The organism is Pseudomonas sp. NMI542_15, assembly GCF_021283425.1.
GTDB classification, from domain to species: domain Bacteria; phylum Pseudomonadota; class Gammaproteobacteria; order Pseudomonadales; family Pseudomonadaceae; genus Aquipseudomonas; species Aquipseudomonas fortuita.
On the sequence record NZ_JAJSRO010000008.1, the window covers coordinates 45,665 to 67,217 of the forward strand.

At 63.4% G+C, this 21,553-nt stretch carries 14 protein-coding genes; 4 read left to right on the top strand and 10 right to left on the bottom strand.

What is annotated here, in order from left to right; translation table 11 throughout:
- The first annotated feature begins 64 nt into the window (after positions 1-64).
- Both LU684_RS13765 and LU684_RS13770 read left to right on the top strand, forming a co-directional pair.
- Positions 65-2,719 (top strand): sensor histidine kinase, encoded by a 2,655-nt coding sequence (locus tag LU684_RS13765; protein WP_016488253.1) that lies wholly within the window; start codon positions 65-67, stop codon positions 2,717-2,719.
- Positions 2,716-3,411, top strand: a complete 696-nt coding sequence (locus tag LU684_RS13770; protein WP_016488252.1) for a response regulator — start codon at positions 2,716-2,718, stop codon at positions 3,409-3,411. The genes LU684_RS13765 and LU684_RS13770 overlap by 4 nt, the downstream gene beginning before the upstream one ends.
- Before the next feature lie 64 nt (positions 3,412-3,475).
- Here LU684_RS13770 and LU684_RS13775 read toward each other — a convergent pair whose 3' ends face one another.
- Entirely contained in the window at positions 3,476-4,381 is a 906-nt protein-coding gene (locus LU684_RS13775; RefSeq protein ID WP_016488251.1) for a LysR family transcriptional regulator, read from the bottom strand.
- Between the two features lie 77 nt (positions 4,382-4,458).
- On the opposite strand from LU684_RS13775, the gene LU684_RS13780 reads away from it, so the two are divergent.
- Positions 4,459-5,694 carry a flavin monoamine oxidase family protein gene (locus LU684_RS13780; RefSeq protein ID WP_016488250.1) on the top strand — a complete coding sequence of 412 codons (1,236 nt, stop codon included), beginning with the start codon at positions 4,459-4,461 and terminating at the stop codon, positions 5,692-5,694.
- Between the two features lie 3 nt (positions 5,695-5,697).
- On the opposite strand, the gene LU684_RS13785 is transcribed toward LU684_RS13780, so the two are convergent.
- Positions 5,698-8,628 carry an aminotransferase gene (locus LU684_RS13785; RefSeq protein WP_232894737.1) on the bottom strand — a complete coding sequence of 977 codons (2,931 nt, stop codon included), beginning with the start codon at positions 8,626-8,628 and terminating at the stop codon, positions 5,698-5,700.
- A 191-nt stretch (positions 8,629-8,819) separates the two neighbouring features.
- Between LU684_RS13785 and LU684_RS13790 the strand changes: the two genes are divergently transcribed.
- Positions 8,820-11,009: a TonB-dependent receptor gene (locus LU684_RS13790; RefSeq protein WP_232894738.1), complete on the top strand. Its 2,190-nt coding sequence runs from the start codon at positions 8,820-8,822 to the stop codon at positions 11,007-11,009.
- Positions 11,010-11,108: 99 nt separating this feature from the next.
- Here the strand turns inward: LU684_RS13790 and LU684_RS13795 are convergent, their stop codons facing one another.
- The 8 genes from LU684_RS13795 to gloB all read right to left on the bottom strand — a co-directional run bounded on the left by LU684_RS13795 (position 11,109) and on the right by gloB (position 21,500).
- Positions 11,109-12,716 carry an ABC transporter ATP-binding protein gene (locus tag LU684_RS13795; RefSeq protein ID WP_016488247.1) on the bottom strand — a complete coding sequence of 536 codons (1,608 nt, stop codon included), beginning with the start codon at positions 12,714-12,716 and terminating at the stop codon, positions 11,109-11,111.
- A gap of 1 nt (position 12,717) precedes the next feature.
- Positions 12,718-13,737 (bottom strand): ABC transporter permease, encoded by a 1,020-nt coding sequence (locus tag LU684_RS13800; protein WP_016488246.1) that lies wholly within the window; start codon positions 13,735-13,737, stop codon positions 12,718-12,720.
- 1 nt (position 13,738) lies between these two features.
- Entirely contained in the window at positions 13,739-14,812 is a 1,074-nt protein-coding gene (locus LU684_RS13805; protein ID WP_016488245.1) for a microcin C ABC transporter permease YejB, read from the bottom strand.
- A gap of 1 nt (position 14,813) precedes the next feature.
- Positions 14,814-16,649 carry an extracellular solute-binding protein gene (locus LU684_RS13810; protein WP_016488244.1) on the bottom strand — a complete coding sequence of 612 codons (1,836 nt, stop codon included), beginning with the start codon at positions 16,647-16,649 and terminating at the stop codon, positions 14,814-14,816.
- Entirely contained in the window at positions 16,646-18,475 is a 1,830-nt protein-coding gene (locus LU684_RS13815; RefSeq protein WP_207268618.1) for an extracellular solute-binding protein, read from the bottom strand. The genes LU684_RS13810 and LU684_RS13815 overlap by 4 nt, the downstream gene beginning before the upstream one ends.
- A gap of 98 nt (positions 18,476-18,573) precedes the next feature.
- The gene (locus LU684_RS13820; protein ID WP_016488242.1) at positions 18,574-19,083 is read right to left on the bottom strand and encodes a hypothetical protein; all 510 of its coding nucleotides are present in this window, start codon (positions 19,081-19,083) and stop codon (positions 18,574-18,576) included.
- A gap of 106 nt (positions 19,084-19,189) precedes the next feature.
- Complete coding sequence (locus LU684_RS13825) at positions 19,190-20,620, bottom strand: lytic transglycosylase domain-containing protein (RefSeq protein ID WP_016488241.1); 1,431 nt, start codon at positions 20,618-20,620, stop codon at positions 19,190-19,192.
- Between the two features lie 100 nt (positions 20,621-20,720).
- Positions 20,721-21,500: a hydroxyacylglutathione hydrolase gene (gene gloB, locus LU684_RS13830; RefSeq protein WP_232894739.1), complete on the bottom strand. Its 780-nt coding sequence runs from the start codon at positions 21,498-21,500 to the stop codon at positions 20,721-20,723.
- Positions 21,501-21,553: the final 53 nt, after the last annotated feature.

Below are 21,553 nucleotides of genomic sequence, written 5' to 3' on the forward strand. Positions count from 1 at the left end.
CATTCGCGGGTGAACCCGCTCCCACAGGTACGGTGCTTGCCCCTGAAATAGCAAAGGATGAAACATGAGTGATTCCGCCCGCGCAGATGCGCTGTTGGCTAACCTCCCGCGCACCGGCCGGGGCCGGCTGAAGGTGTTTCTTGGCGCCGCGCCCGGCGTGGGCAAGACCTTCGCCATGCTCCAGGCCGCCCACGCCCAGCAACGCCAGGGCGTGCAGGTACTGGCAGGCGTTGTCGAAACCCACGGCCGCGCGGAAACCGAAGCGCTGCTTGCAGGTCTCCAGCAGCAACCTCTGCTGCGCAGCCAGTACCGCGACGTCACCCTTGAAGAAATGGACCTCGACGGCCTGCTCAAGGCCGCGCCAAAACTGGCCCTGGTGGACGAACTGGCCCACACCAATGCCCCCGGCAGCCGCCACGCCAAGCGCTGGCAGGACGTACAGGAACTGCTGGCCGCTGGCATCGACGTGTACACCACGGTCAACGTCCAGCATCTGGAAAGCCTCAACGACAAGGTGCGTGACATCACTGGCGTACAGGTGCGTGAAACCCTGCCGGACTGGGTGCTGCAGGAAGCCTTCGAACTGGTGCTGATCGACCTGCCACCCCGCGAACTGCTCGAACGCCTGCGTGAAGGCAAGGTTTACGTGCCCGAGCAAGCGCGGGCGGCCATCGATGCGTACTTCTCGCAAACCAACCTCACCGCCTTGCGCGAACTGGCCATGCAAACTGCCGCCGCACAGGTCGATGCCGACCTCGCCGACGGCTATCGCCAGCGTGGCCAAGAGGCCCCGGCCTTGCGCGGGCGGCTTCTGGTAGGCGTGGACGGCGACGACCAGGCCGAACGCCTGGTGCGCCATGCCAGCCGCGTGGCGCAACGCCGTCACCTGCCCTGGAGCCTGGTGCATGTGGACAACGGCCGCTTGCGCGACGAAACCGCGCGTCACCGCTTGCAGGCCGCGCAGCAGCTGGCCGAGCGCCTGGGCGGCGAGGTGGTGCTGCTAAGGGCTGGCGAAGTGGCGCGCACGTTGATCCAGCATGCCGCCGAACGGCGGGCCAGCCTGGTGCTGGTGGGGCAGTCCCGTGACCGCCTGCGTCGTCGCCTGTTCGGTGCCGGTGTGGCTGCGCGGCTGCTGCGCGAAAGCCATGGGCTGGAAATCAACGTGCTGGACCGCGACGTGCAGCCGCAAGCACCGCGGTCGGCGGTGCGGCGGGTGTGGGTGTGGCGCCACTACCTGCTGGCGCTGCTGGCCACGGTCATGGCGGCGGGGCTGGCCTGGGCGGTGTCGAGTGTGTTGGCGCTGCCCAACATCTCGCTGGTGTTTCTGGCTGCGGTGTTGCTGGTGGCGGTGCGCAGCAGCCTGGGGCCTGCGCTGGCGTGCGCCGCGCTATCGTTCCTGACATACGATTTTTTGTTCATTCCACCCAATTTCTCGTTCAGCATCCAGCGCGAAGAAGACGTGCTGACCCTGGTGTTCTTCCTGCTGATGGCCGCGCTTACCGGCAATCTGGCTGCACGCCAGCGCCGGCAGTTGCAGGCGCTACGCGAAACCCAGGCGCAGACCAGCCAGTTGCTCGACCTGTCGCGCCGACTGACCGTGGCCACCGACCGCCAGGCCGTGTTCAGCGCTGCGGGCCAGCACCTGGACGGCTGGCAGGACATGCAGGTGTGCCTGCTGGAGCGCAACCCCGAAGGCCAGCTGCAGGTGGCCAGCGGCGAAGCCCACGCCTTCAGCGACACCGAACGGGCTGCCGCCGATTGGGCCTGGCAGCACGGCCAGGCCGCTGGCCATGGCAGCGACACCTTGCCCAATGGCCGCTGGTGGTGGTGGCCGCTGGCGGTGGACGAACAGCCTTTGGCACTGCTGGGGGTGCGCCCGCGCAACGGGCAGCCGCTCAACGACCCACGCCGGCGCCTGCTGACGGCCCTTGGCCAGCCACTGGCTCAGGCCCTGGCCCGCGCCCGCCTGGCCGAGCAGTTGGAGGCTGCGCGCCTGCATGGCGAAACCGAGCAGCTGCGCAGCGCCTTGCTGGCGTCTGTCTCCCACGACCTGCGCACGCCGTTGACCGCCATGCGCGGCAGTATCGACAGCCTGCTGGCCTTGGGCGAAGCGATCCCGCCTGAAGACCGCCGCGAGCTGTTGGAGGGCACACGCAACGAGGCCGAACGCCTCGACCGCTATATCCAGAACCTGCTGGACATGACCCGCCTGGGCCATGGTGGCCTCAAGCTTGCACGCGACTGGGTAGCCCCGGCCGACATCGTTGGCAGTGCGCTCAACCGCTTGCGCGTGGTGCTGGCGCCGCTGCGGGTGCACACCGACGTGCCGGCCGAGCTGCCCTTGCTGTTCGTGCATGCGGCGCTGATCGAACAGGCGCTGGTCAACGTGCTGGAAAACGCCGCACGCTTCTCCCCGGGCAATGGTCGGCTTGAGCTGCAAGTGGCCGTGCATGAAGACCAGTTGCGCTTTACCGTCAGCGACCAGGGCCCTGGCATTCCGGTCGCCGACCGCGAGAAGATCTTCGACATGTTCTATACCGCTGCCCGTGGTGACCGCGGCGGGCAGGGCACAGGCCTGGGCCTGGCAATCTGCCAGGGCATGATCGGCGCCCATGGCGGGCAGATTCTGGTGGGCGAAGGCATCGATGGCCAGGGCACCGGCATCACTTTATGCTTGCCGCTACCCCCTCAACCTGAAGCCGAAAGCGAAACCCCATGAGCCAGTCCGCCACGCTGTTGGTCATCGACGATGAACCGCAGATCCGCAAGTTCCTGCGCATCAGCCTGGCCTCGCAGGGCTACAAGGTGCTCGAAGCTGCTACCGGCCAGGAAGGGCTGGCCCAGGCTGCTCTGGGCAAGCCGGACCTGGTGGTGCTCGACCTGGGCCTGCCGGACATGGACGGCCAGCAGGTGCTGCGAGAGCTGCGCGAATGGAGCGCGGTGCCGGTGATGGTGCTGTCGGTGCGCGCCAGTGAGGTGCAGAAGGTGGATGCGCTGGACGGCGGGGCCAACGATTACGTGACCAAGCCGTTTGGCATCCAGGAATTTTTGGCGCGGGTGCGGGCCTTGCTACGCCAGGTGCCACAGGCCGGGGGCTCGGAAGTGGCAGCCAGCTTTGGGCCGTTGACCGTGGATTTTGCCTTTCGCCGGGTAACCCTCGACGGTGTGGAGGTGGCGTTGACGCGCAAGGAGTATGCCTTGCTGGCGCTATTGGCCGGGCACCCAGGGCGGGTGATTACCCAGCAGCAACTGCTCAAGGATGTCTGGGGGCCTACCCATGTGGAGAATACCCACTACCTTCGGATCGTGGTCGGGCATCTGCGGCAGAAGCTGGGCGATGACCCCACGGCGCCACGGTTTATCATCACCGAGGCAGGGGTGGGGTACAGGTTGGTGGCGCCGCCCATCTAACTCCCCCTTGCGGCAGCATACTGGCTGTGCCGTTGATCGCGGGCAGTTACGTCCGCAAGGGGCGTCAGGCTCTGGGTGGCTCCTTCTCGAAGAGCTGGCGCGTGACCTCCAGGTAACGCCTGGCACCGAGGCCCAGCGGCCGTGACTTGATCCAGATGATGTCCACCCATAAGCGCAGGCGGCTGGCCATGTTGTCGAACCTCACTTCTGCCAGTGCACCCGAAGCAATCAGCGGTTCAACCAACGGCTGCGGCAGGTAGGCCCAGCCCAACCCGGACTGCACCAGGTCCAGCGTGGCCAGGTAGCTGTCGGTCAGCCAGATGCGCCGCGACAGCACCATGCGTGGGTCCGAGCCGGTGGCCTTGCCTGAGGCTACGATGATCTGCCGTTGTTCGGCAAAGGCCTCCTCAGGCAATGGCGTGCCGCTATTCTGCCCGGCCGGATGGCGTGGTGAAGCGACGGCCACCAGCAGTTGGCTACCGGCTTCGAGGAACGACTCACGTTCGTCGATGCCAGGCCGCTCGAACACCAGTGCCAGTTGCACACTGCCGTCATGCAAAAGGCGAATGGCTTCGGTCTGGGTGGCCGAACGTACCTCGATTTCCAGGCTGGGAAACGCTTGGGCGAGGGTCTCCAGTGGCTGGCTCCAGCGGCCGGTCTGCAGCTCGGGCGCCATGGCGATGGTCAGGCGCTTTTCCAGGCCTTGGTGCAATTGCAGGGCTTGGGCATCCAGCAGGTTGAGCTGGCAGATCACCTGCCTGGCCTGGGGCTCCAGCGCCAGGGCGGCGCTGGTGGGCAAGGCTTTGCGTGTGGCCCGGTCGAACAGCGGCAGGTCCAGCTCGGCTTCCAGTTGGGCGATTGCCATGCTCACGGCCGAAGGCACACGGCCCAGCTTGCGCGCTGCGGCGGAGAACGAGCCGGCATCCAGCACCGCGAGGAAAGTTGCCAGGGAGTCGCTGGTAAAGGCCATTGTCAGTAAACCTGATGATGATCAGCTTTTGTTGCTGAAAATTATGAACATTAATGCGCGTACAGGACAGCCCCTCAATGGAGATGAGCATGCAGAGACCAACCGCGTGGCATGTCACTCACTGGCGTACAGACCCGTTCAGCCTCGGTGCCTACAGCGCGCTGCTGGCAGGAGGAACGCCGCAGCATCGAAGTGCCCTGGGCCACGTACTGCAAGAGCGCCTGGTCATTGCCGGAGAAGCCTGTAACACCCGCGCGCCAGCCATGGCGCATGGTGCCTGGAATGATGGCCTGCGTGCCGCCGAGGCAGCCTTGAGTGCTGGCGCGCGCAAGGTGATCGTGATCGGGGCGGGATGTGCAGGCCTGGCTGCCGCACAACGCCTGCGGGCGCAGGCTATCGATTGCACTGTGCTGGAGGCACGGGGGCGAACAGGTGGGCGTACGCATTCTGTCGATCTGGGTGGTGTGAAGGCGGATGAAGGTGCTGCATGGCTTCAGCATTTCGCTGAAAACCCGTTGGCCGCTTTTGCGCAGCAACATGGGTTGGCTTGTGTCGAGACCGACTTCAGCCGCCCGCTTGCAGCCGCAAGAGGCGGGGTACTGCCCGATGTCGACGCTGCCTGGATTGCCTTGACCCAAAGTATTGATCGGCGGCTGCCCTTGTCTGAAGCGATCACCGGCTACATGGCCACACTCGACCCTGCGCGCACGCGCGCCACGCAGTTCGCCATCGACGCCAACCTTGTACTGGAGGCGTGTTTGCCAGTGGAGCAGCTGTCGGTCAGTGCGCTGGACGAAGAGGGGGTCGGGCACGGCGATCGCATGCTGCCAGGTGGTTACAGCGAGCTTGTCGACTTGCTGGCAAAAAATCTGGATATCCGCCTGAACACGCCGGTAACCCACATCGACTGGTCGAGCGCGCGCGTCAAAGTGAATGGAGAGGTGTGCGACTTCTGCATTTGCACAGTCCCTGTGGGGGTGTTGAAAGCATTGCACTTCACCCCTGCATTACCTGAAACACAGCAGCAAGCCCTGGTACATCTGGGCATGGGCAAGCTGGAGAAGGTGATTCTGCAGTTCGATGAGCGTTGGTGGCCTTGTTCACCCTCTGGCTACCTGCGCTGGTATGACGTACCTGCCAGTTGGGGGGAGTGGCTGGACCTGACCGATGCCGTAGGCAAGCCCACCATTGCCGGCCTGATCGCCGCCGACGCGATCGAGCGGCAGTTCAGCGGGCGCACGGACGAACAGATCGCCATGGCAGCCACTGAGGCATTGCAGGCGTGGGCCGCAGCCATCGGGCCCACGCCGTGATAGTTACAGCCCTTCGCCCAGCACCCGGTCAATGCTGTCGACAAAGTAGTCCACGCTCGCCCGGGTGGTGCACATTGGTGGCTTGATCTTGAGGATGTTCAGGTAGTCGCCGGTCGGCTGCATGAAGATGCCCAGGTCACGCAGGCGATTGCACAGCGTCATGGTTTCTGCGGTGGCAGGCTCCAGGGTTGTGCGATCGCGCACCAGCTCCAGCCCCAGGTAGAAGCCCGAGCCATGTGCCGCGCCAGCCAGCGGGTGCTTGTCGACCAGCGCCTGCAGGCGGGCCTTGAAGTAGCGGCCGGTGTCGCGGGCGTTGTCCCACAGGCCTTCTTCCTGCATCACATCCAGCACCGCCATGCCAATGCGGCAGCTGACGGGGCTGCCACCGGCCGAGGAGAAGAAGTAGCCCTCGGCTTCCAGCGCCTCGGCGATTTCACGGCGGGTGATGACCACGCCCAGTGGCTGGCCGTTGCCCATGCCCTTGGCCATGGTGATGATGTCGGGCACCACACCCTGTTCCTCGAAACCCCAGAAGTATTCGCCCAGGCGACCATAACCCACCTGTACTTCGTCGGCGATGCACACCCCGCCACGGGCGCGGACCTTGGCGTAGGCATCGCGCAAGTAGCCGGCCGGTAACGAGATGCCCCCGGCATTGCCGTACACCGGCTCGCAGATGATACCCGCCAGCTGGCGGTTACGGGCATCAAGGTCAGCCAGTTTGGCGTCGACGTCCTGCAGGTAGTCGGCGGCGCTGTCGGGCCCGCGGAAGCGGCCGCGGAAGGTGTTCGGCGCTTCGACCGGGTGTACCCAGTCCGGGCGGGTTTCCAGGGCTTGCGGGTTGTCGGCGATCGACGTGGAGATGGCATCGGTGGCCACCGACCAGCCGTGGTAGGCCTCCAGCACACTGAGCAGGTCACGCCCGCCGCTGTAGGCCCAGGCCAGGCGGATTGCCAGGTCGTTGGCTTCGGTACCGCTGTTGACCATGAACACCCGGTCGAAACCTTCGGGGGCCAAGTCCAGCAGCCGTTCGGAGAACTCGGTGATGGCTGCGTAGTGAAACCGCGAGTTGGTGTTCAGCAGTGACCACTGTCGTGCCGACTCGGCGACCATGCGGGGGTGGCCATGGCCCAGTACCGCGACGTTGTTCAGCATGTCGAGGTAAGAGCGACCCTGCATGTCGATGAGGTAGTTGCGCCAGCCGCGTTCGATGTGGGGTGGCTGCGCGTAGTAGTGCTTCTGCGAACGGGCGAAGCTGGCATCGCGGCGTGCCAGCAGGGCCTGCGGATCAGGCAGCGGATCGGCATCGCAATCGAAGCCCAGCAGTGCGGCTGGTGACGGGCACAGCGCCAGCCAGGCGGCAGCCTGGGACGGGGTGGCGAACAATGGCGGCTGGATGCTGTTGTCCAGGCACAGCTGCACGGTGAGGAAACCGCAGCTGATGCCCAGCGACTGGCCTTGTTCAACGGCCAGGCCATTTGCCGGGGCATTTTCCAGACCCTGCAGCCACAAGGCCCAGTGCGCGGTGCGCAGGCAGCCACGGCCATCCCCATGGCGATGCCAGGTGCCCGCTGCCGGCGCTTGCACCGCGCTACCGTTGGCTACATGCAGCTCTACGCCAAGGGCGCAGGTGGCTGGCTCCTCGGGGCGGTCGATATGGGTTTGCGACAGGCGATACTGCCCGTGCAGGCTGCAGGCCGGGGCAGGGTGCAGGGTTAGCAGGCGTTGGTCGAAGCCGGGTTGCTCCCAGTTGCCCGCTTCACAATGCTTGCTGAGCACACCGAGGTCGATGCGCGTCACAGGTTGCCCCGCCAGTTCGGGCAGCAGGGGCGTGCAGCCGTTCAGGTCTGGCGTGGCGGGTTGCACGCCGGCAGCCTGCAGGATGGCCGCTTGCATGAGTGCGAAAGGCACGGCGGTAGCGGTGTCGAAAATTTCCCACTCATGGGCCACGTTGTCGCGGGTGTACTGGTTACCCGGGTCCACGGCCAGTTGCTGCGCGCTGCTCAGCACCAACACTGCCGCGCGGTTTAGTACCAGAGGCCACAGGGCACGCAGCTCGGCGTCGGTCAGCGGGTTGAGCGCCTGGTAGGCGCTGACCGCCGGCAGGACCCGCAGCGGGTCGCCTTCGGCGTGGTGCAGCAGTGCTGCACAGGTCACTGACAGGTCGGCGATGCGCCAGGTGCGCAGCAGGTCGCCGAAGTCGATCACCCCTTGCAACTGCCACTGGCGCTCGCCGTCAAGGGCCCACACGGTGTTGTCGTCGGTGATGTCCAGATGCACGGCCTGGCTTGGCAGTTGCTCGGCAAGCGGGGCGAGGTGTTGGGCGGCGACGCCGGTGGCCTGTTCGATGCGGGCGCGTTGCTCGCTGTTGTCCAGTACGGGCAGCAGGTGCTGGATCAACGCCTGGGCGTGTTGCGGGTCCCATTGCAGGGTGCGCGCAAGGCCGGGGTGGTCGAAGTCGGCCAGGGTGCTGTCGAGCCGCGCACACAGCCTGCCCATTTCGGCCATCAGCTGCGCCGGCATGTGCTTGAGGCGCGTCAACGGTTGACCTTCGATGTAGTCGAGCAGGCGCACGCGCAGTGGTTGGCCATCAATCTCCACGGCCAGCAAGTTTTCGCCGCTGTGCGCCGCACGTACGGCAGGCACCGACAGGCCGTGCTCACGCAAATAGGCGAGGGCGGCATGCTGCGCCTCCAGCTCCAGCTTTGCGTAGCTGCCATGGCAGGCCTTGAGTACGAACTGCCCTTGGGCCGTATCGACCCGGAAGTTCAGGTCCTGCTGGCTGCCCAGTGCCGACAACCCACCGGCAACGCCGTAGTGCATCTGCAACAAGGCATGTGCCTGGGTTTCGCTGAGCGTGGGGCCGGGCAGGCTGGCGCGCTGGATCATCTGCTCAAGGGCAGGGGAGACGTTCTTTTGTGGATGACTGGGCATGGGCTCTACCGTTGAAGCAGGAGTGACAGCAGCGACTGTATGCCCGATCTGACTGATGATGAAAGACGATCGTGATCAGAAATCCTGATAAGTGGCGGCCCTTTGCCACAGCCGCAGGTTGATGTTTGTGTTTGGTAAGCATTACCATTTGCGTTCTGTTTCACATCCTCCGCGCTGTCAGGAATTATCCCATGCCTTCCCATGTCCCCTCGCGTCCCGCATTACTGGCGATCTGCTGTTCCGTAACCCTGATGGCGCAGGCTGCCGAACCGATCCAGCTGGAGGCGACCGATGTCAGCGCCGATGCCCTGAAAGCGCGCCCCGACGCATTGCCCGACGAGTTTGCCGGCGGCCAGGTGGCCCGTGGCGGGCGAATGGGCGTGCTGGGTAACCAGGACTACATGGATGTGCCCTTTACCATGACCAGCTATACCGCCAAGGTGATCGAAGACCAGCAGGCGGAAGACATCGGTGACGTCCTGGCCAACGACCCCTCGGTGCGTGAATCATTCGGCTTCGGTAACCAGTCCAAAGTCTTCGTGATCCGGGGCTTGCCGCTGGCCGGCGATGATATTTCCTTCAATGGCCTGTACGGCATCTTGCCGCGGCAGATCATGTCCACCGACGGCGTCGAGCGGGTCGAAGTGTTCAAGGGGCCCAATGCCTTCCTCAATGGCGTGAGCCCGACCGGCACGGGCCTGGGCGGCAACGTCAACCTGCAGCCCAAGCGCGCCGGTGATGAGCCGACCCGCCGCTACACCCAGGACATCAGCGCCGATGGCCGTATTGGCGAGCACCTGGATATTGGCCAGCGCTTCGGTGAGGACAACCGTTTCGGCGCGCGCCTGAACCTCAGCCAGCGCGAAGGTGAAACTGCCGTGGATGACCAGGACCAGCGCACCAAGCTGTTCACCGCTGGCCTGGACTACCGTGGCGACAACTTCCGCGTGGCGACTGACATCGGCTACCAGAAACAGCGCATCAACCATTTGCGCAATTCCGTGCGCCTGGGCAGTACCACGACCAAGGCCCCGACCGCGCCGGACGCCAGCCACAACTATGGCCAGAGCTGGAGCTACAGCGAGTCGGAAGATACCTTCGGCATGGTCCGTGGCGAATGGGACCTGAGCGACAACTGGACCGCCTACCTCGCCGGCGGCGCCCGGCACACGCGCGAGCAGGGCACCTACGGTACCCCGGTACTGGTCGGCAACAGCGGTGCAGCGACGATGACCCCTTCGGACATCGTGCACGGTGAAGACAACACCAGCTTCAGTACTGGCCTGAATGGGCGCCTGCAGACCGGGCCGATCAGCCACCAGATCGCCTTGGGGGCCAATACCATGTGGACCCAGGCGGAAAACGCCTACACCTTCTATTCGCCGGTCAGCACCAACATCTACGACGGCGTGCAAAAGGCCAAGCCGGGCACTGTCACCAGCACGGGTGGCGAAATGGGTGACCCCGGTGTTACCGGCAAGACCCGCGCGCGGAGCATCGCCATTTCCGACACCATTGGCGTCTTCGATGATCGCCTGTTGCTGACTTACGGCTTGCGACGGCAGCAGCTGCGGGTGGAAAGCTATACTTACGATGGCACGACCTCTCAAGGGCAGGCCAACCTGGCGAATGACGGCAGCCGCAAAGGCGACCCGTATGAGGAGTCGATCACCACACCGGTATATGGCATCGTGTTCAAGGCCACCGACAGCATTTCCTTGTATGCCAACCGCATCGAAGGCCTGGCTCAGGGGCCAACGGCGCCAGCCAATGTGTCCAATGCCAACGAGATGTTCCCGCCAGGCCGCACCAAGCAGCTTGAGGCTGGTATCAAGTTCGACCGACAGACCTTTGGTGCGAACCTGGGCGTATTCCGTATCGAGAAGCCTTCAGACGGCTATACGTTGAACAATGTCTTCATTCGCGACGGTGAACAGGTCAACAAAGGCCTGGAGTTGAGCCTGTTCGGCGAGCCGGTCCAGGGTCTGCGCCTGATGGCTGGCGGCACGCGCATGACCTCGGAGCAGAAAAAAACTGCCAACGGCAGCAACGATGGCAACCATGCCATTGGCGTGCCGACGTTCCAACTCAATGCCAGCGTCGACTGGGACGTGCCTGGTGTACCTGGGCTGGCGCTGAATGCGAGGATGCTGCGCACCGGTGGCCAGTTCGTCGATGCGGCGAACAACGTCAGTTTGCCGACCTGGAACCGTTTCGATGCCGGTGCCCGTTACAAGTTGAAGGTAGCGGAGAAAGACCTGACCCTGCGGGTGAATGTGGAAAACCTGACCAACAAGAACTACTGGGCCTCGGCTAACGGTGGTTACCTGACCCAGGGCGATCCGCGACTGCTGAAGTTCTCCGGCACCATTGACTTCTGATAATCCGGGCGGTGGTGGTGCGGTGTCGCGTAAATCGAGCGCCGCCCGCGCGGCGCTGGATCTGCAACGTGCAACAAGGAGCGAGGCAAACACGCACCCCTACGAAACTTCAACCTCTAAAAACGCCGCCTCCAGCAACTGTCGCGTGTACGGGTGCTGCGGCGCATGGAAGATCGCCTGCGCATCCCCTTGTTCAACCACCTGCCCATGCTTGATCACCATCAACTGGTGGCTCAGCGCCTTGACCACCGCCAGGTCATGGCTGATGAACAGGTAGGTCAGGTTGTACTTCTGCTGCAGACTGCGCAGCAACTCGACCACCTGCCGCTGCACGGTACGGTCCAGCGCTGACGTGGGTTCATCCAGCAGAATCAGTGCTGGTTTCAACACCAGCGCCCGGGCAATGGCGATGCGCTGGCGCTGGCCGCCGGAAAACTCATGGGGGTAGCGGTGGCGTGTGCGGGGGTCCAGGCCTACCTCCTCCAGGGCCGCGATAATCGCTGCTTCCTGTTCCTGCGCGGTGCCAATGCCGTGAATGCGCAGCCCTTCGCCCACAATGTCCGCCACGCACATACGCGGGCTCAGGCTGCCAAACGGATCCTGGAACACCACCTGCATTTCCCGCCGCAGCGGCCGCACGGCCTTCTGGTTCAGCCCTTGCAAGTCCTGCCCATGGAAACGGATGCCTCCCTGGCTGGAAATCAGCCGCAGGATCGCCAGACCGAGCGTTGACTTGCCCGACCCGGACTCCCCGACAATCCCCAGCGTTTGCCCTTGGGGCAAGCTGAAGTTGACCCCGTCCACGGCCTTTACATGGTCAACCGTGCGCCGCAGCAGCCCCTTCTTGATCGGGAACCACACCTTGAGATCATCCACCTCCAGCAGTGGCGCGCCGACCGGGTTGTGGGCCGGCAGCCCGCTGGGCTCAGCATTGATCAGCATCTGTGTGTAGTGGTGCTGTGGCGCGCTGAACAGCGTGGCACATTCGGCTTGCTCGACAATTTGCCCGCGCTGCATCACGCACACGCGGTGGGCGATGCGACGCACCAGGTTCAGGTCATGGCTGATCAGCAGCAGCGCCATGCCCAGGCGCGCCTGCAGTTCCTTGAGCAGGTCGAGAATTTTCAACTGCACGGTCACGTCGAGCGCCGTGGTCGGCTCATCTGCAATCAGCAGTTCCGGCTCGTTGGCCAGTGCCATGGCGATCATCACCCGTTGGCGTTGCCCGCCCGACAGCTCATGGGGCAGGGCCTTCAAGCGCTTGTGCGGCTCGGGAATGCCGACCAGATCCAGTAGCTCCAGGGTGCGAGCGGTCGCTTCCTTGCCGCTCAGGCCCTTGTGCAGCAAAAGGATTTCGTTGATCTGCTTCTCGATGCAGTGCAGCGGGTTGAGCGAGGTCATCGGCTCCTGGAAGATCATCGCGATGCGGTTGCCTCGGATTCGCTGCAAGGTCTTCTCGTTCTGCTGCAGCAGGTCCTTGTCCTGGTAACGGATGCTGCCGCTGGGGTGGCGGGCCAAGGGGTAGGGCAGCAGGCGCAGGATCGAGTGCGCGGTGACCGATTTGCCCGAGCCGCTTTCGCCCACCAGCGCCAGTGTCTCGCCTTTGCGGATATCGAAGCTGATGCCGTCTACCACCCGGTTGATCTGGTCCCCGGTCACGAACTCCACTGCCAGGTCCCGCACTTCGATCAGGTTCTGTTCACTCATGTCACTTCCTCGGGTCGAAGGCATCGCGGGCGGATTCGCCGATGAACACCAGCAGGCTCAGCATCAGCGCCAGCACCGCAAAGGCGCTGATGCCCAGCCATGGCGCTTGCAGGTTGGACTTGCCCTGGGCTACCAGTTCGCCCAGCGATGGCGAACCGGCGGGCAGGCCGAAGCCGAGGAAGTCCAGGGCAGTGAGGGTGCCGATAGCGCCGGTGAGAATGAACGGCATGAAGGTCATCGTCGAGATCATGGCGTTGGGCAGGATATGGCGGTACATGATTGCGCCGTTGCGCATGCCCAGGGCACGGGCGGCGCGCACGTATTCCAGGTTGCGCCCGCGCAGGAACTCGGCGCGGACCACATCCACCAGGCTCATCCACGAGAACAGCAGCATGATACCCAGCAGCCACCAGAAGTTAGGCTGCACGAAGCTGGCCAGGATGATCAGCAGGTACAGCACCGGCAGGCCCGACCAGATTTCCAGGAAGCGCTGCCCGGCCAGGTCGACCCAGCCGCCATAGAAGCCCTGCAAGGCGCCGGCGATGACGCCGACGATGGAGCTGGCCACCGTCAAGGTGAGGGCGAACAGTACCGAAATGCGAAAGCCGTAGATTACCCGCGCCAGCACGTCTCGGCCCTGGTCGTCGGTACCCAGCCAGTTATCGGTCGAGGGCGGAGCGGGGGCGGGCACGCGCAGGTCGTAGTTGATGCTTTGATAGCTGAACGGGATTGGCGCCCACAGCACGAAGCTGTCTTTCTTCGCCAGCAGTTCGCGGATGTACGGGCTTTTGTAGTTGGCCTCCAGCGGGAATTCGCCGCCGAAGGTGGTTTCCGGGTAGCGCTTGAACGCCGGGAAGTACCATTCACCGTCGTAACGCACGGCAACGGGCTTGTCATTGGCGATCAGCTCAGCGCCCAGGCTCAGGCCGAACAGGATCAGGAACAGCCACAGCGACCACCAGCCACGGCGGTTTGCCTTGAAACGCTCGAAGCGCCGGCGGTTGAGGGGGGACAAGGCCATGTCAGTGCTCCCGGCTGGCGAAGTCGATGCGTGGATCGACCAGGGTGTAGGTCAGGTCGCCGATCAGTTTCACCACCAGCCCTAACAGGGTGAAGATGAACAGGGTGCCGAAGACCACCGGGTAGTCGCGGTTGATGGCCGCTTCGAAACTCATCAGGCCCAGGCCGTCGAGGCTGAAGATGACCTCGATCAGCAACGACCCGGTGAAGAAGATGCCGATGAACGCCGACGGGAACCCGGCAATCACCAGCAGCATGGCGTTACGGAATACGTGGCCGTACAGCACCCTTGGCCGGCTGAGGCCCTTGGCCTTGGCGGTGACCACATATTGCTTGTTGATCTCGTCGAGGAAGCTGTTTTTGGTCAGCAGGGTCATGGTGGCGAAGTTGCCGATGACCAGTGCGGTGATCGGCAGCACCAGGTGCCAGAAGTAGTCCAGCACCTTGCCGGTGGTGCTCAGTTCGTCGAAGTTGTTGGAGGTGAGGCCACGCAGCGGGAACCAGTCGAAGTAGCTGCCACCGGCGAACAGCACGATCAGCAGGATGGCGAACAGGAACGCCGGGATGGCATAGCCGACGATGATCGCCGAGCTGGTCCACACGTCGAAGTGGCTGCCGTGGCGCACGGCTTTGGCGATGCCCAGCGGGATTGACACCAGGTACATGATCAGCGTGCTCCACAGCCCCAGCGAGATCGACACCGGCATCTTCTCCACGATCAGGTCGATTACCTTGGCATCGCGGAAGAAACTGTCGCCGAAGTCCAGCCGGGCGTAGTTCTTGATCATGATCCACAGGCGCTCGGGCGGCGACTTGTCGAAGCCGTACATGCGCTCGATTTCGGCGATCAGCGCCGGGTCCAGGCCCTGGGCGCCACGGTAGTTGGAGCCGGCCACGGAAACCTCGGCGCCACCACCGGCAATGCGGCTGGTGGCGCCTTCGAAGCCTTCGAGCTTGGCGATCATCTGCTCGACCGGGCCACCGGGGGCGGCCTGGACGATGATGAAGTTGATGATGAGGATACCGAACAGGGTCGGGATGATCAGCAGCAGGCGGCGCAGGATGTAGGCCAGCATCTTAGTTGGCCTCGTCCGCAGGGGCTTCGCTGACCGCCGGGGTTACCCCGGGCTTGATCCACCAGGTGTCGATGCCGATGTCGTATTTGGGCGACACTTTCGGGTGGCCGATGTGGTTCCAGTAGGCCACGCGCCAGGTCTTGATGTGCCAGTTGGGGATCACGTAGTAGCCCCATAGCAACACGCGGTCGAGGGCACGGCAGTGGTCGATCAGGCTCTGGCGAGAGTCGGCGTTGATCAGTTGTTCCACCAACTGGTCGATGGCCGGATCGCGCAGGCCGATGAAGTTGCGGCTGCCGGGGTTGTCGGCGGCGGCACTGGACCAGAACTCGCGCTGTTCGTTACCCGGCGAGTTGGACTGTGGGTAGCCGCCGACGATCATGTCGTAGTCACGTGAACGCAGGCGGGTGATGTACTGGGAAACGTCGACCCGGCGGATGCTCAGGTCAATGCCGAGGTCGGCGAGGTTCCGCTTGAACGGCAGCAGAATGCGTTCGAACTCGGTCTGCGCCAGCAAGAACTCGATGGTTACCGGCTTGCCTTGGGCGTCGACCATCTTGTCATCGACGATTTTCCAGCCGGCGTCCTGCAGCAGCTTGTAGGCCTGGCGCTGCTGCTCGCGGATCATGCCGCTGCCGTCGCTGACCGGGTTCTTGTAAGCCTCGGTGAATACCTGATCGGGGATTTTGCCCCGCAGCGGCTCGAGGATGTTCAGCTCGTTGGGGCCAGGCAAGCCATGGGCGGCCATTTCCGAATTCTCGAAGTAGCTGCCGGTGCGGGTGTAGGCGCCGTTGAACAGCTGCTTGTTGGTCCACTCGTAGTCCAGCAGAAGGCTCAGTGCCTTTCGCACGCGAATGTCCTGGAACACCGGGCGGCGGATGTTGAAGACGAAACCTTGCATGCCGGTGGGGTTGCCATTGGGCAGCTCTTCCTTGATCAGGCGGCCTTCGCGCACGGCGGGCACGTTGTAGGCGGTGGCCCAGTTCTTCGCGCTGACTTCCAGTGCATAGTCGAACGCCCCGGCCTTGAGCGCTTCCAGGGCGACGGTGGTGTCGCGGTAGGAATCGAAGGTCATGACGTCGAAGTTGTAGAAGCCACGGTTGATCGGCAGGTCCTTCGCCCAGTAGTCCTTGACCCGCTCGTAGCGCACCGAGCGGCCGGCCTTGACCTCGGCGACCTTGTACGGGCCGCTGCCCAGGGGGATTTCCAGGTTGCCACGGTTGAAGTCGCGGTTTTCATACCAGTGCTTGGGCAGCACGGGCAGTTGGCCGAGAATCAGCGGCAGCTCGCGGTTGCCCTTGTGCTTGAACCTGAACAGCACCTTCAGCGGGTCTTCGGCGACCACCTCAGCGACGTCGGCGTAGTACTGGCGGTACAGCGGTGCACCGTCCTTGATCAGGGCGTTGAAAGTGAACACCACGTCCTCGGCGCGCATCGGGTGGCCGTCGTGGAAGCGGGCTTCGGGGCGCAGGTAGAAGCGCACCCAGCTGTTGTCCGGGGCTTTCTCGATTTTGCCGGCCACCAAGCCGTATTCGGTGAACGGCTCGTCCTGGCTCTGGCGCATCAGCGTGTCGTAGATGCTGGCGATGTTCTCGGCCGATACGCCTTTGTTGATGAACGGGTTGAGGCTGTCGAAGCCGCCGAAGCTGGACTGGCGGAAGGTGCCGCCCTTGGGCGCGTCGGGGTTGACGTAGTCGAAGTGCTTGAAGTCGGCAGGGTACTTGGGTGGCTCGTCGTACAGGGTGAGCGCGTGCTGCGGTGCGGCCAGGGTGGGAAGGCTCAGGCAGGCGAGCAACAGGCTGCATGCCAGCCGGCGCAGGCGGTGCGTTGGCGTCATTGGGCTTTCTCCGAAGTCTTGATCCACCAGCTGTTCAGCCCGAGGGTATAGGGCGGCGTGGTGACGAAGGCGAACCGGTTGCGGTAGGCCAGGCGATGGTTGTCGAGGTACCAGTTGGGGATCATGTAGTACTGCCATGAGAGCACGCGGTCCAGGGCGCGGGCGGCGGCGACCTGATCGTCGCGGGTGCGTGCGGCCAGCAGGGTGTCGAGCAGGTGATCGACCACCGGGTCCTTGACCCCAGCATAGTTCTTGCTGCCCTTGGTCGCGGCCTGGCTGGAATGGAAGTACAGCCACTGCTCCAGGCCGGGGCTCAGGGTCTGGTTCAAGGTCATCAGAATCATGTCGAAATCGAACTGGTCCAGACGTTGTTTGTACTGGGCACGGTCCACGGTGCGCAAGCGTGCATCGATGCCGATGCTGGCCAGGTTTTCGACATAAGGTTGCAGGATGCGTTCAAGGTTGGGGTTAACCAGCAGCAGTTCCATGCGCAGTTGCTGGCCCTTGCTGTCGAGCAGGCGCTGGCCGTTCAGCTTCCAGCCAGCCTCGGCAAGCAGGCCCAAGGCCTGGCGCAGGGTCTGGCGGTTGATGCCGCGGCCATCGGTCTGGCTGACCTTGTAGGGTTCGCTGAACAGCTTGGCCGGCAACTGGTCGCGGAACGGCGCCAGTAACAGCCATTCCTTACCGGTAGGCACGCCGCTGGCGGCGAACTCGCTGTTGGGGTAGTAACTGGTCGAGCGGCGGTAGGCGCTGCTGAACAGGGCGCGGTTGGTCCACTCGAAGTCCAGCATCAGGCCCAGCGCCTGGCGTACCCGTGGGTCGCTGAAGGTGGCCCGACGGCTGTTCATGAACAGGCCCTGGGTTTGCGTGGGGATGCGGTGCGGGATCTGCGCCTTGATCACCTCGCCGCGGCGCACGGCCGGGAAGTTGTAGCCGTTGGCCCAGTTCTTCGCCTGGTGCTCGATGTAGATGTCGAATTCGCCAGCCTTGAACGCTTCGAACGCGACCGTGGCGTCGCGGTAGAACTCGTATTCCACGCGCTTGAAGTTGTACTTGCCACGGTTGACCGCGAGGTCCTTGCCCCAATAGTTCTTCACCCGTTCGAACACCAGCCGGCGCCCGGGTTGTACCTGGGTGATGCGGTAGGGGCCGCTGCCCAAGGGTGGCTCGAAGGTAGTGGCTTTGAAGTCGCGCTTTTGCCAGTAGTGCTTGGGCAGCACCGGCATTTCGCCCAGGCGCAGGATCAGCAGCGGGTTGCCGGCGCGCTTGAACACGAAACGGATGCGCAGCGGGCCGAGGATGTCTACCCGCTGCACTTCCTGCAGGTTGGTGCGGTAGATCGGGTGGCCGTCCTTGAGCAACGTGCGGTAGGAAAAGGCCACGTCTGCCGAAGTGATCGGCTGGCCGTCATGCCAGCGGGCTTCCGGGCGCAGGTTGAACACCACCCAGCTGCGGTCCTCGCTGTATTCGACCGAACGGGCGATCAGGCCGTAGCTGGAGGTCGGCTCGTCACCCGACGGGTCGTACTGGCCGGTGCCGACCATCAGCGGCTCGTTCAGCTCGCTGATGCCGTACTGCTGGAAATTGGGCGTGGTGATCGGGCTCGACCCCTTGAAGGTGTAGGGGTTGAGGGTATCGAAGGTGCCAAAAGCCATGGCGCGCAAGGTACCGCCCTTGGGCGCTTGCGGGTTGACCCAGTCGAAATGGGTGAATGTGGCTGGGTACTTGAGCGTGCCGAACTGCGCGTATCCGTGGCTTTCGCTCACCATCGCGGCTACGGGAAAGCTCAAGGCCAGGCTGAGTGACAGCAGGAGGGGACGTATCAAGTCGGCATCCGATCCAGAGGCGTTGGGCTTTGATCGGGTACAGTAACAGCTTGGTGAGATTGGAAAAAGAGCGTCCGAATGGACGCTCCATCTTGATCTCAACCTGGATAACGGGCGATGCCGATCAAGTTGGCGTTATCTTCTGAAGTGAATTGGATTTTGTATTCGGTGCCGTGCTGGTCGGTCAGAACCCAGTACGTGTTCGCAACCCAATTGTCCGGCACATCCCGCTCTTGGCGAAAGCGCAGCGCGTTCATCTGCCCAGGTACCTGATTGACGGTTATGTCGGTGTTGAGCACTTTGTGCGTCAGCTGCTTTCCAGCAGGATATACAAAATGAAGATACGAAATGTGAGAGGAGAAAGTACCCCTCATGAAATGGTCTGAATAGGCTACCAGGATAGGCGCCACGGCCGGCTTCAAGCGCCTATGGTCGCCTCTGTCATGTTGCGCAGATTTGGTGATCTGGTACTGGGGATCGATAAAACGCAAGGTATAGAGGTCGAAGTCGCCATCATCGTTGATCAGGTACTCCGCCCGGGTAAAGCTGAAGACATCATGAATGTTGGCTTCGAAGCGTTGGAGCTGGCTGTTTTGAGACGGTGCCATGGGTGCAGCCTCTTTGATGGAGTGGAGGCTGCAGCTTCAGCTGTTGGAGGTTGCGCGAGGTATTAGCCGATTACCACACCATGGCAGGTGTACCCGGAGCTTCAGATCAATGCGACAAGTAAACGGTCAGTGTCTGCCCGGGCTTCAATGCATGCCCGCTGCGCGGGTTCCAGCGCTTGAGGTGCTGCATCTCAACGTTGAAACGCTTGGCCACCAGGTACAGCGAGTCGCCCTTGCGTACTTTGTACTGGGTAGAGCGCTTGCCGGAAGCAGCAACCCGATTGCCGGCGGCGCTCGGCCCATTGCCACCGCGCAGGGCCAGCACCTGGCCGGCACGCAGGCTGTTGCCGGACAGGCGGTTCCAGCGCTTGATGTCACTGACCGAAACGCGGTTGGCCTTGGCGATGGCGCCCAGGTTGTCGCCACGCTTGACCCGGTAGCTGCGTGCCGCTACCGGCGCCTTGGCTTCGGCCACAGCGCGGGCGAACACGGCCTTGTTTGGTTGCAGGCTGACCAGTTGCTCGGGCTTGAGGTTGGACAGGCTATCGCTCAGCAACTGCGCTTTGGCGGTTGGTACCAACAGCTGCTGCGGGCCGTCCACGGTCATGCGCTTCTTGAAGGCCGGGTTGAGCTGGATCAGCTCGTCTTCGTCGATATTGGCAAAGGCCGCCACCCGCGACAGGTCCAGGCGATCATTGATGGCTACCGCTTCGAAGTAGGGCTCGTTGGCGATCGGGTTCAGGTTGACGCCATAGGCTTCAGGCGTGAGTACCACCTGCGACAAGGCCAGCAGCTTGGGCACATAGTCGCGGGTTTCCTGCGGCAGCGGCAGGTTCCAGTAGTCGGTTGGCAGGCCGAGCCTTTCGTTGCGTTCCATGGCGCGGCTGACCGTGCCTTCGCCGGCGTTGTAAGCGGCCAGGGCCAGCAGCCAGTCGCCGTTGAACATGTCGTGCAGGCGGGTCAGGTAATCCAGTGCTGCGTTGGTCGACGCGGTGATATCGCGGCGGCCATCGTAGAAGTTGGTCTGGCGCAGGTTGAAGTGGCGACCTGTCGCTGGCATGAACTGCCACATGCCGGCAGCGCTGGCACGTGAATAGGCCATCGGGTTGTAGGCGCTCTCGATGGCGGGCAGCAGCGCCAGCTCCAGCGGCATGTCGCGCTCTTCAAGACGCTCGACAATGTAGTGCAGGTAGAGGCTGCCGCGCTCACCGGCGCTTTCGATGAAGGTGGGGTTGCTGGCGAACCACAGGCGCTGCTGCTCGATGCGCGGGTTGACGTCGATGCTGTCCTGCAGGGCGAAGCCCTGGCGCATGCGCTCCCAAACGTCCTGCGGCGTTTTCTCAACCGGCTTGACCAGCAGCGGTGCAGGCTTGTGCTTGATCCGCGCCTGGTAATTGTGCGCGCGAACGCTTTCGGAGTCGTCAAGCTGACGGGTGCTCTGGCAGCCCACCAGGGTGGCGGCCAGCGCCAGCGCACTGATTTGGGCCAGGCGCGTCAAGGCGACTGAATGAGCGGTTCTGCGGCTACGGGAAGACATCGGCTGGGACAGGTATCCGGGCAAAAAATTTCGGCGATTCTAGAAACCGCTCCCGGCCGGGTCAACCGTTGTCAGCGCTTTGCGATATATCTTGAGGTTATCAGAAGGTGTCCTTCCAAGACCTCAAGGCAGCAAAAACAGTGACCTGCGAGTCGTTTGAATGTCCCTTCCATTCGTCTGCTTTTTGTTTAACTAATGTTTCAGAGGTGCGCAGGAAGGGGTTGGTGAGGCGTTCCAGGCCAATCGTTGATGGCAAGGTGATGCGATTGTCGGCGCGCAAACGGGTAACGTCCTCGAACCGCTCAAGAACGTGCGGGTTGGTGGGGTCCACCGCCTTGGCAAAGCGCAGGTTGCTGAGGGTGTATTCGTGGGCGCAGTACACTTCAGTTTGTGGCGGCAGCGCCGCCAGGCGGGCGAGGGCCGGTTGCATCTGTTCGGGTGTACCCTCGAACATTCGCCCGCACCCGGCGGCGAACAGGGTGTCGCCACTGAACAATACTGGCGTCGGCGGCTGATCGCTGAAGAACGCGATATGCCCCAAGGTGTGGCCAGGCACCGCCAGGACCTGAAACGTCACGCCAAGCACCGTCACTGGGTCGCCGTCGTCCAGCGCCAGGTCGCGGCAGGGAATGTGCTCGTTGGCCGGGCCGCAGACCCGTGCGTCGGTCAGTTGCTTGAGCCGTTGCACGCCGCCGACATGGTCGTTGTGGTGGTGGGTAATCAGGATGTCGCTGAGCACCCAGTCTGGGTTGGCCGACAGCCAGCGTTCCACTGGGCCGGCATCTCCGGGGTCGACCACCGCGCAGTGGCGTTTGGCAGTATCCTGTAACAACCAGATGTAGTTGTCGGAGAAAGCGGGGAGAGCATCGATCTGTATCATGGTGCGGATCCGATTCGCCAAGCGTGGCACATGAAGGCATCTTAGCCGCGATG

Bases quoted from the DNA above. Each gene is read 5' to 3' on its own strand.
- LU684_RS13765 (WP_016488253.1), top strand. From the start codon at position 65: ATGAGTGATTCCGCCCGCGCAGATGCGCTGTTGGCTAACCTCCCGCGC.
- LU684_RS13770 (WP_016488252.1), top strand. From the start codon at position 2,716: ATGAGCCAGTCCGCCACGCTGTTGGTCATCGACGATGAACCGCAGATC.
- LU684_RS13775 (WP_016488251.1), bottom strand. From the start codon at position 4,381: ATGGCCTTTACCAGCGACTCCCTGGCAACTTTCCTCGCGGTGCTGGAT.
- LU684_RS13780 (WP_016488250.1), top strand. From the start codon at position 4,459: ATGGAGATGAGCATGCAGAGACCAACCGCGTGGCATGTCACTCACTGG.
- LU684_RS13785 (WP_232894737.1), bottom strand. From the start codon at position 8,628: ATGCCCAGTCATCCACAAAAGAACGTCTCCCCTGCCCTTGAGCAGATG.
- LU684_RS13790 (WP_232894738.1), top strand. From the start codon at position 8,820: ATGCCTTCCCATGTCCCCTCGCGTCCCGCATTACTGGCGATCTGCTGT.
- LU684_RS13795 (WP_016488247.1), bottom strand. From the start codon at position 12,716: ATGAGTGAACAGAACCTGATCGAAGTGCGGGACCTGGCAGTGGAGTTC.
- LU684_RS13800 (WP_016488246.1), bottom strand. From the start codon at position 13,737: ATGGCCTTGTCCCCCCTCAACCGCCGGCGCTTCGAGCGTTTCAAGGCA.
- LU684_RS13805 (WP_016488245.1), bottom strand. From the start codon at position 14,812: ATGCTGGCCTACATCCTGCGCCGCCTGCTGCTGATCATCCCGACCCTG.
- LU684_RS13810 (WP_016488244.1), bottom strand. From the start codon at position 16,649: ATGACGCCAACGCACCGCCTGCGCCGGCTGGCATGCAGCCTGTTGCTC.
- LU684_RS13820 (WP_016488242.1), bottom strand. From the start codon at position 19,083: ATGGCACCGTCTCAAAACAGCCAGCTCCAACGCTTCGAAGCCAACATT.
- LU684_RS13825 (WP_016488241.1), bottom strand. From the start codon at position 20,620: ATGTCTTCCCGTAGCCGCAGAACCGCTCATTCAGTCGCCTTGACGCGC.
- gloB (WP_232894739.1), bottom strand. From the start codon at position 21,500: ATGATACAGATCGATGCTCTCCCCGCTTTCTCCGACAACTACATCTGG.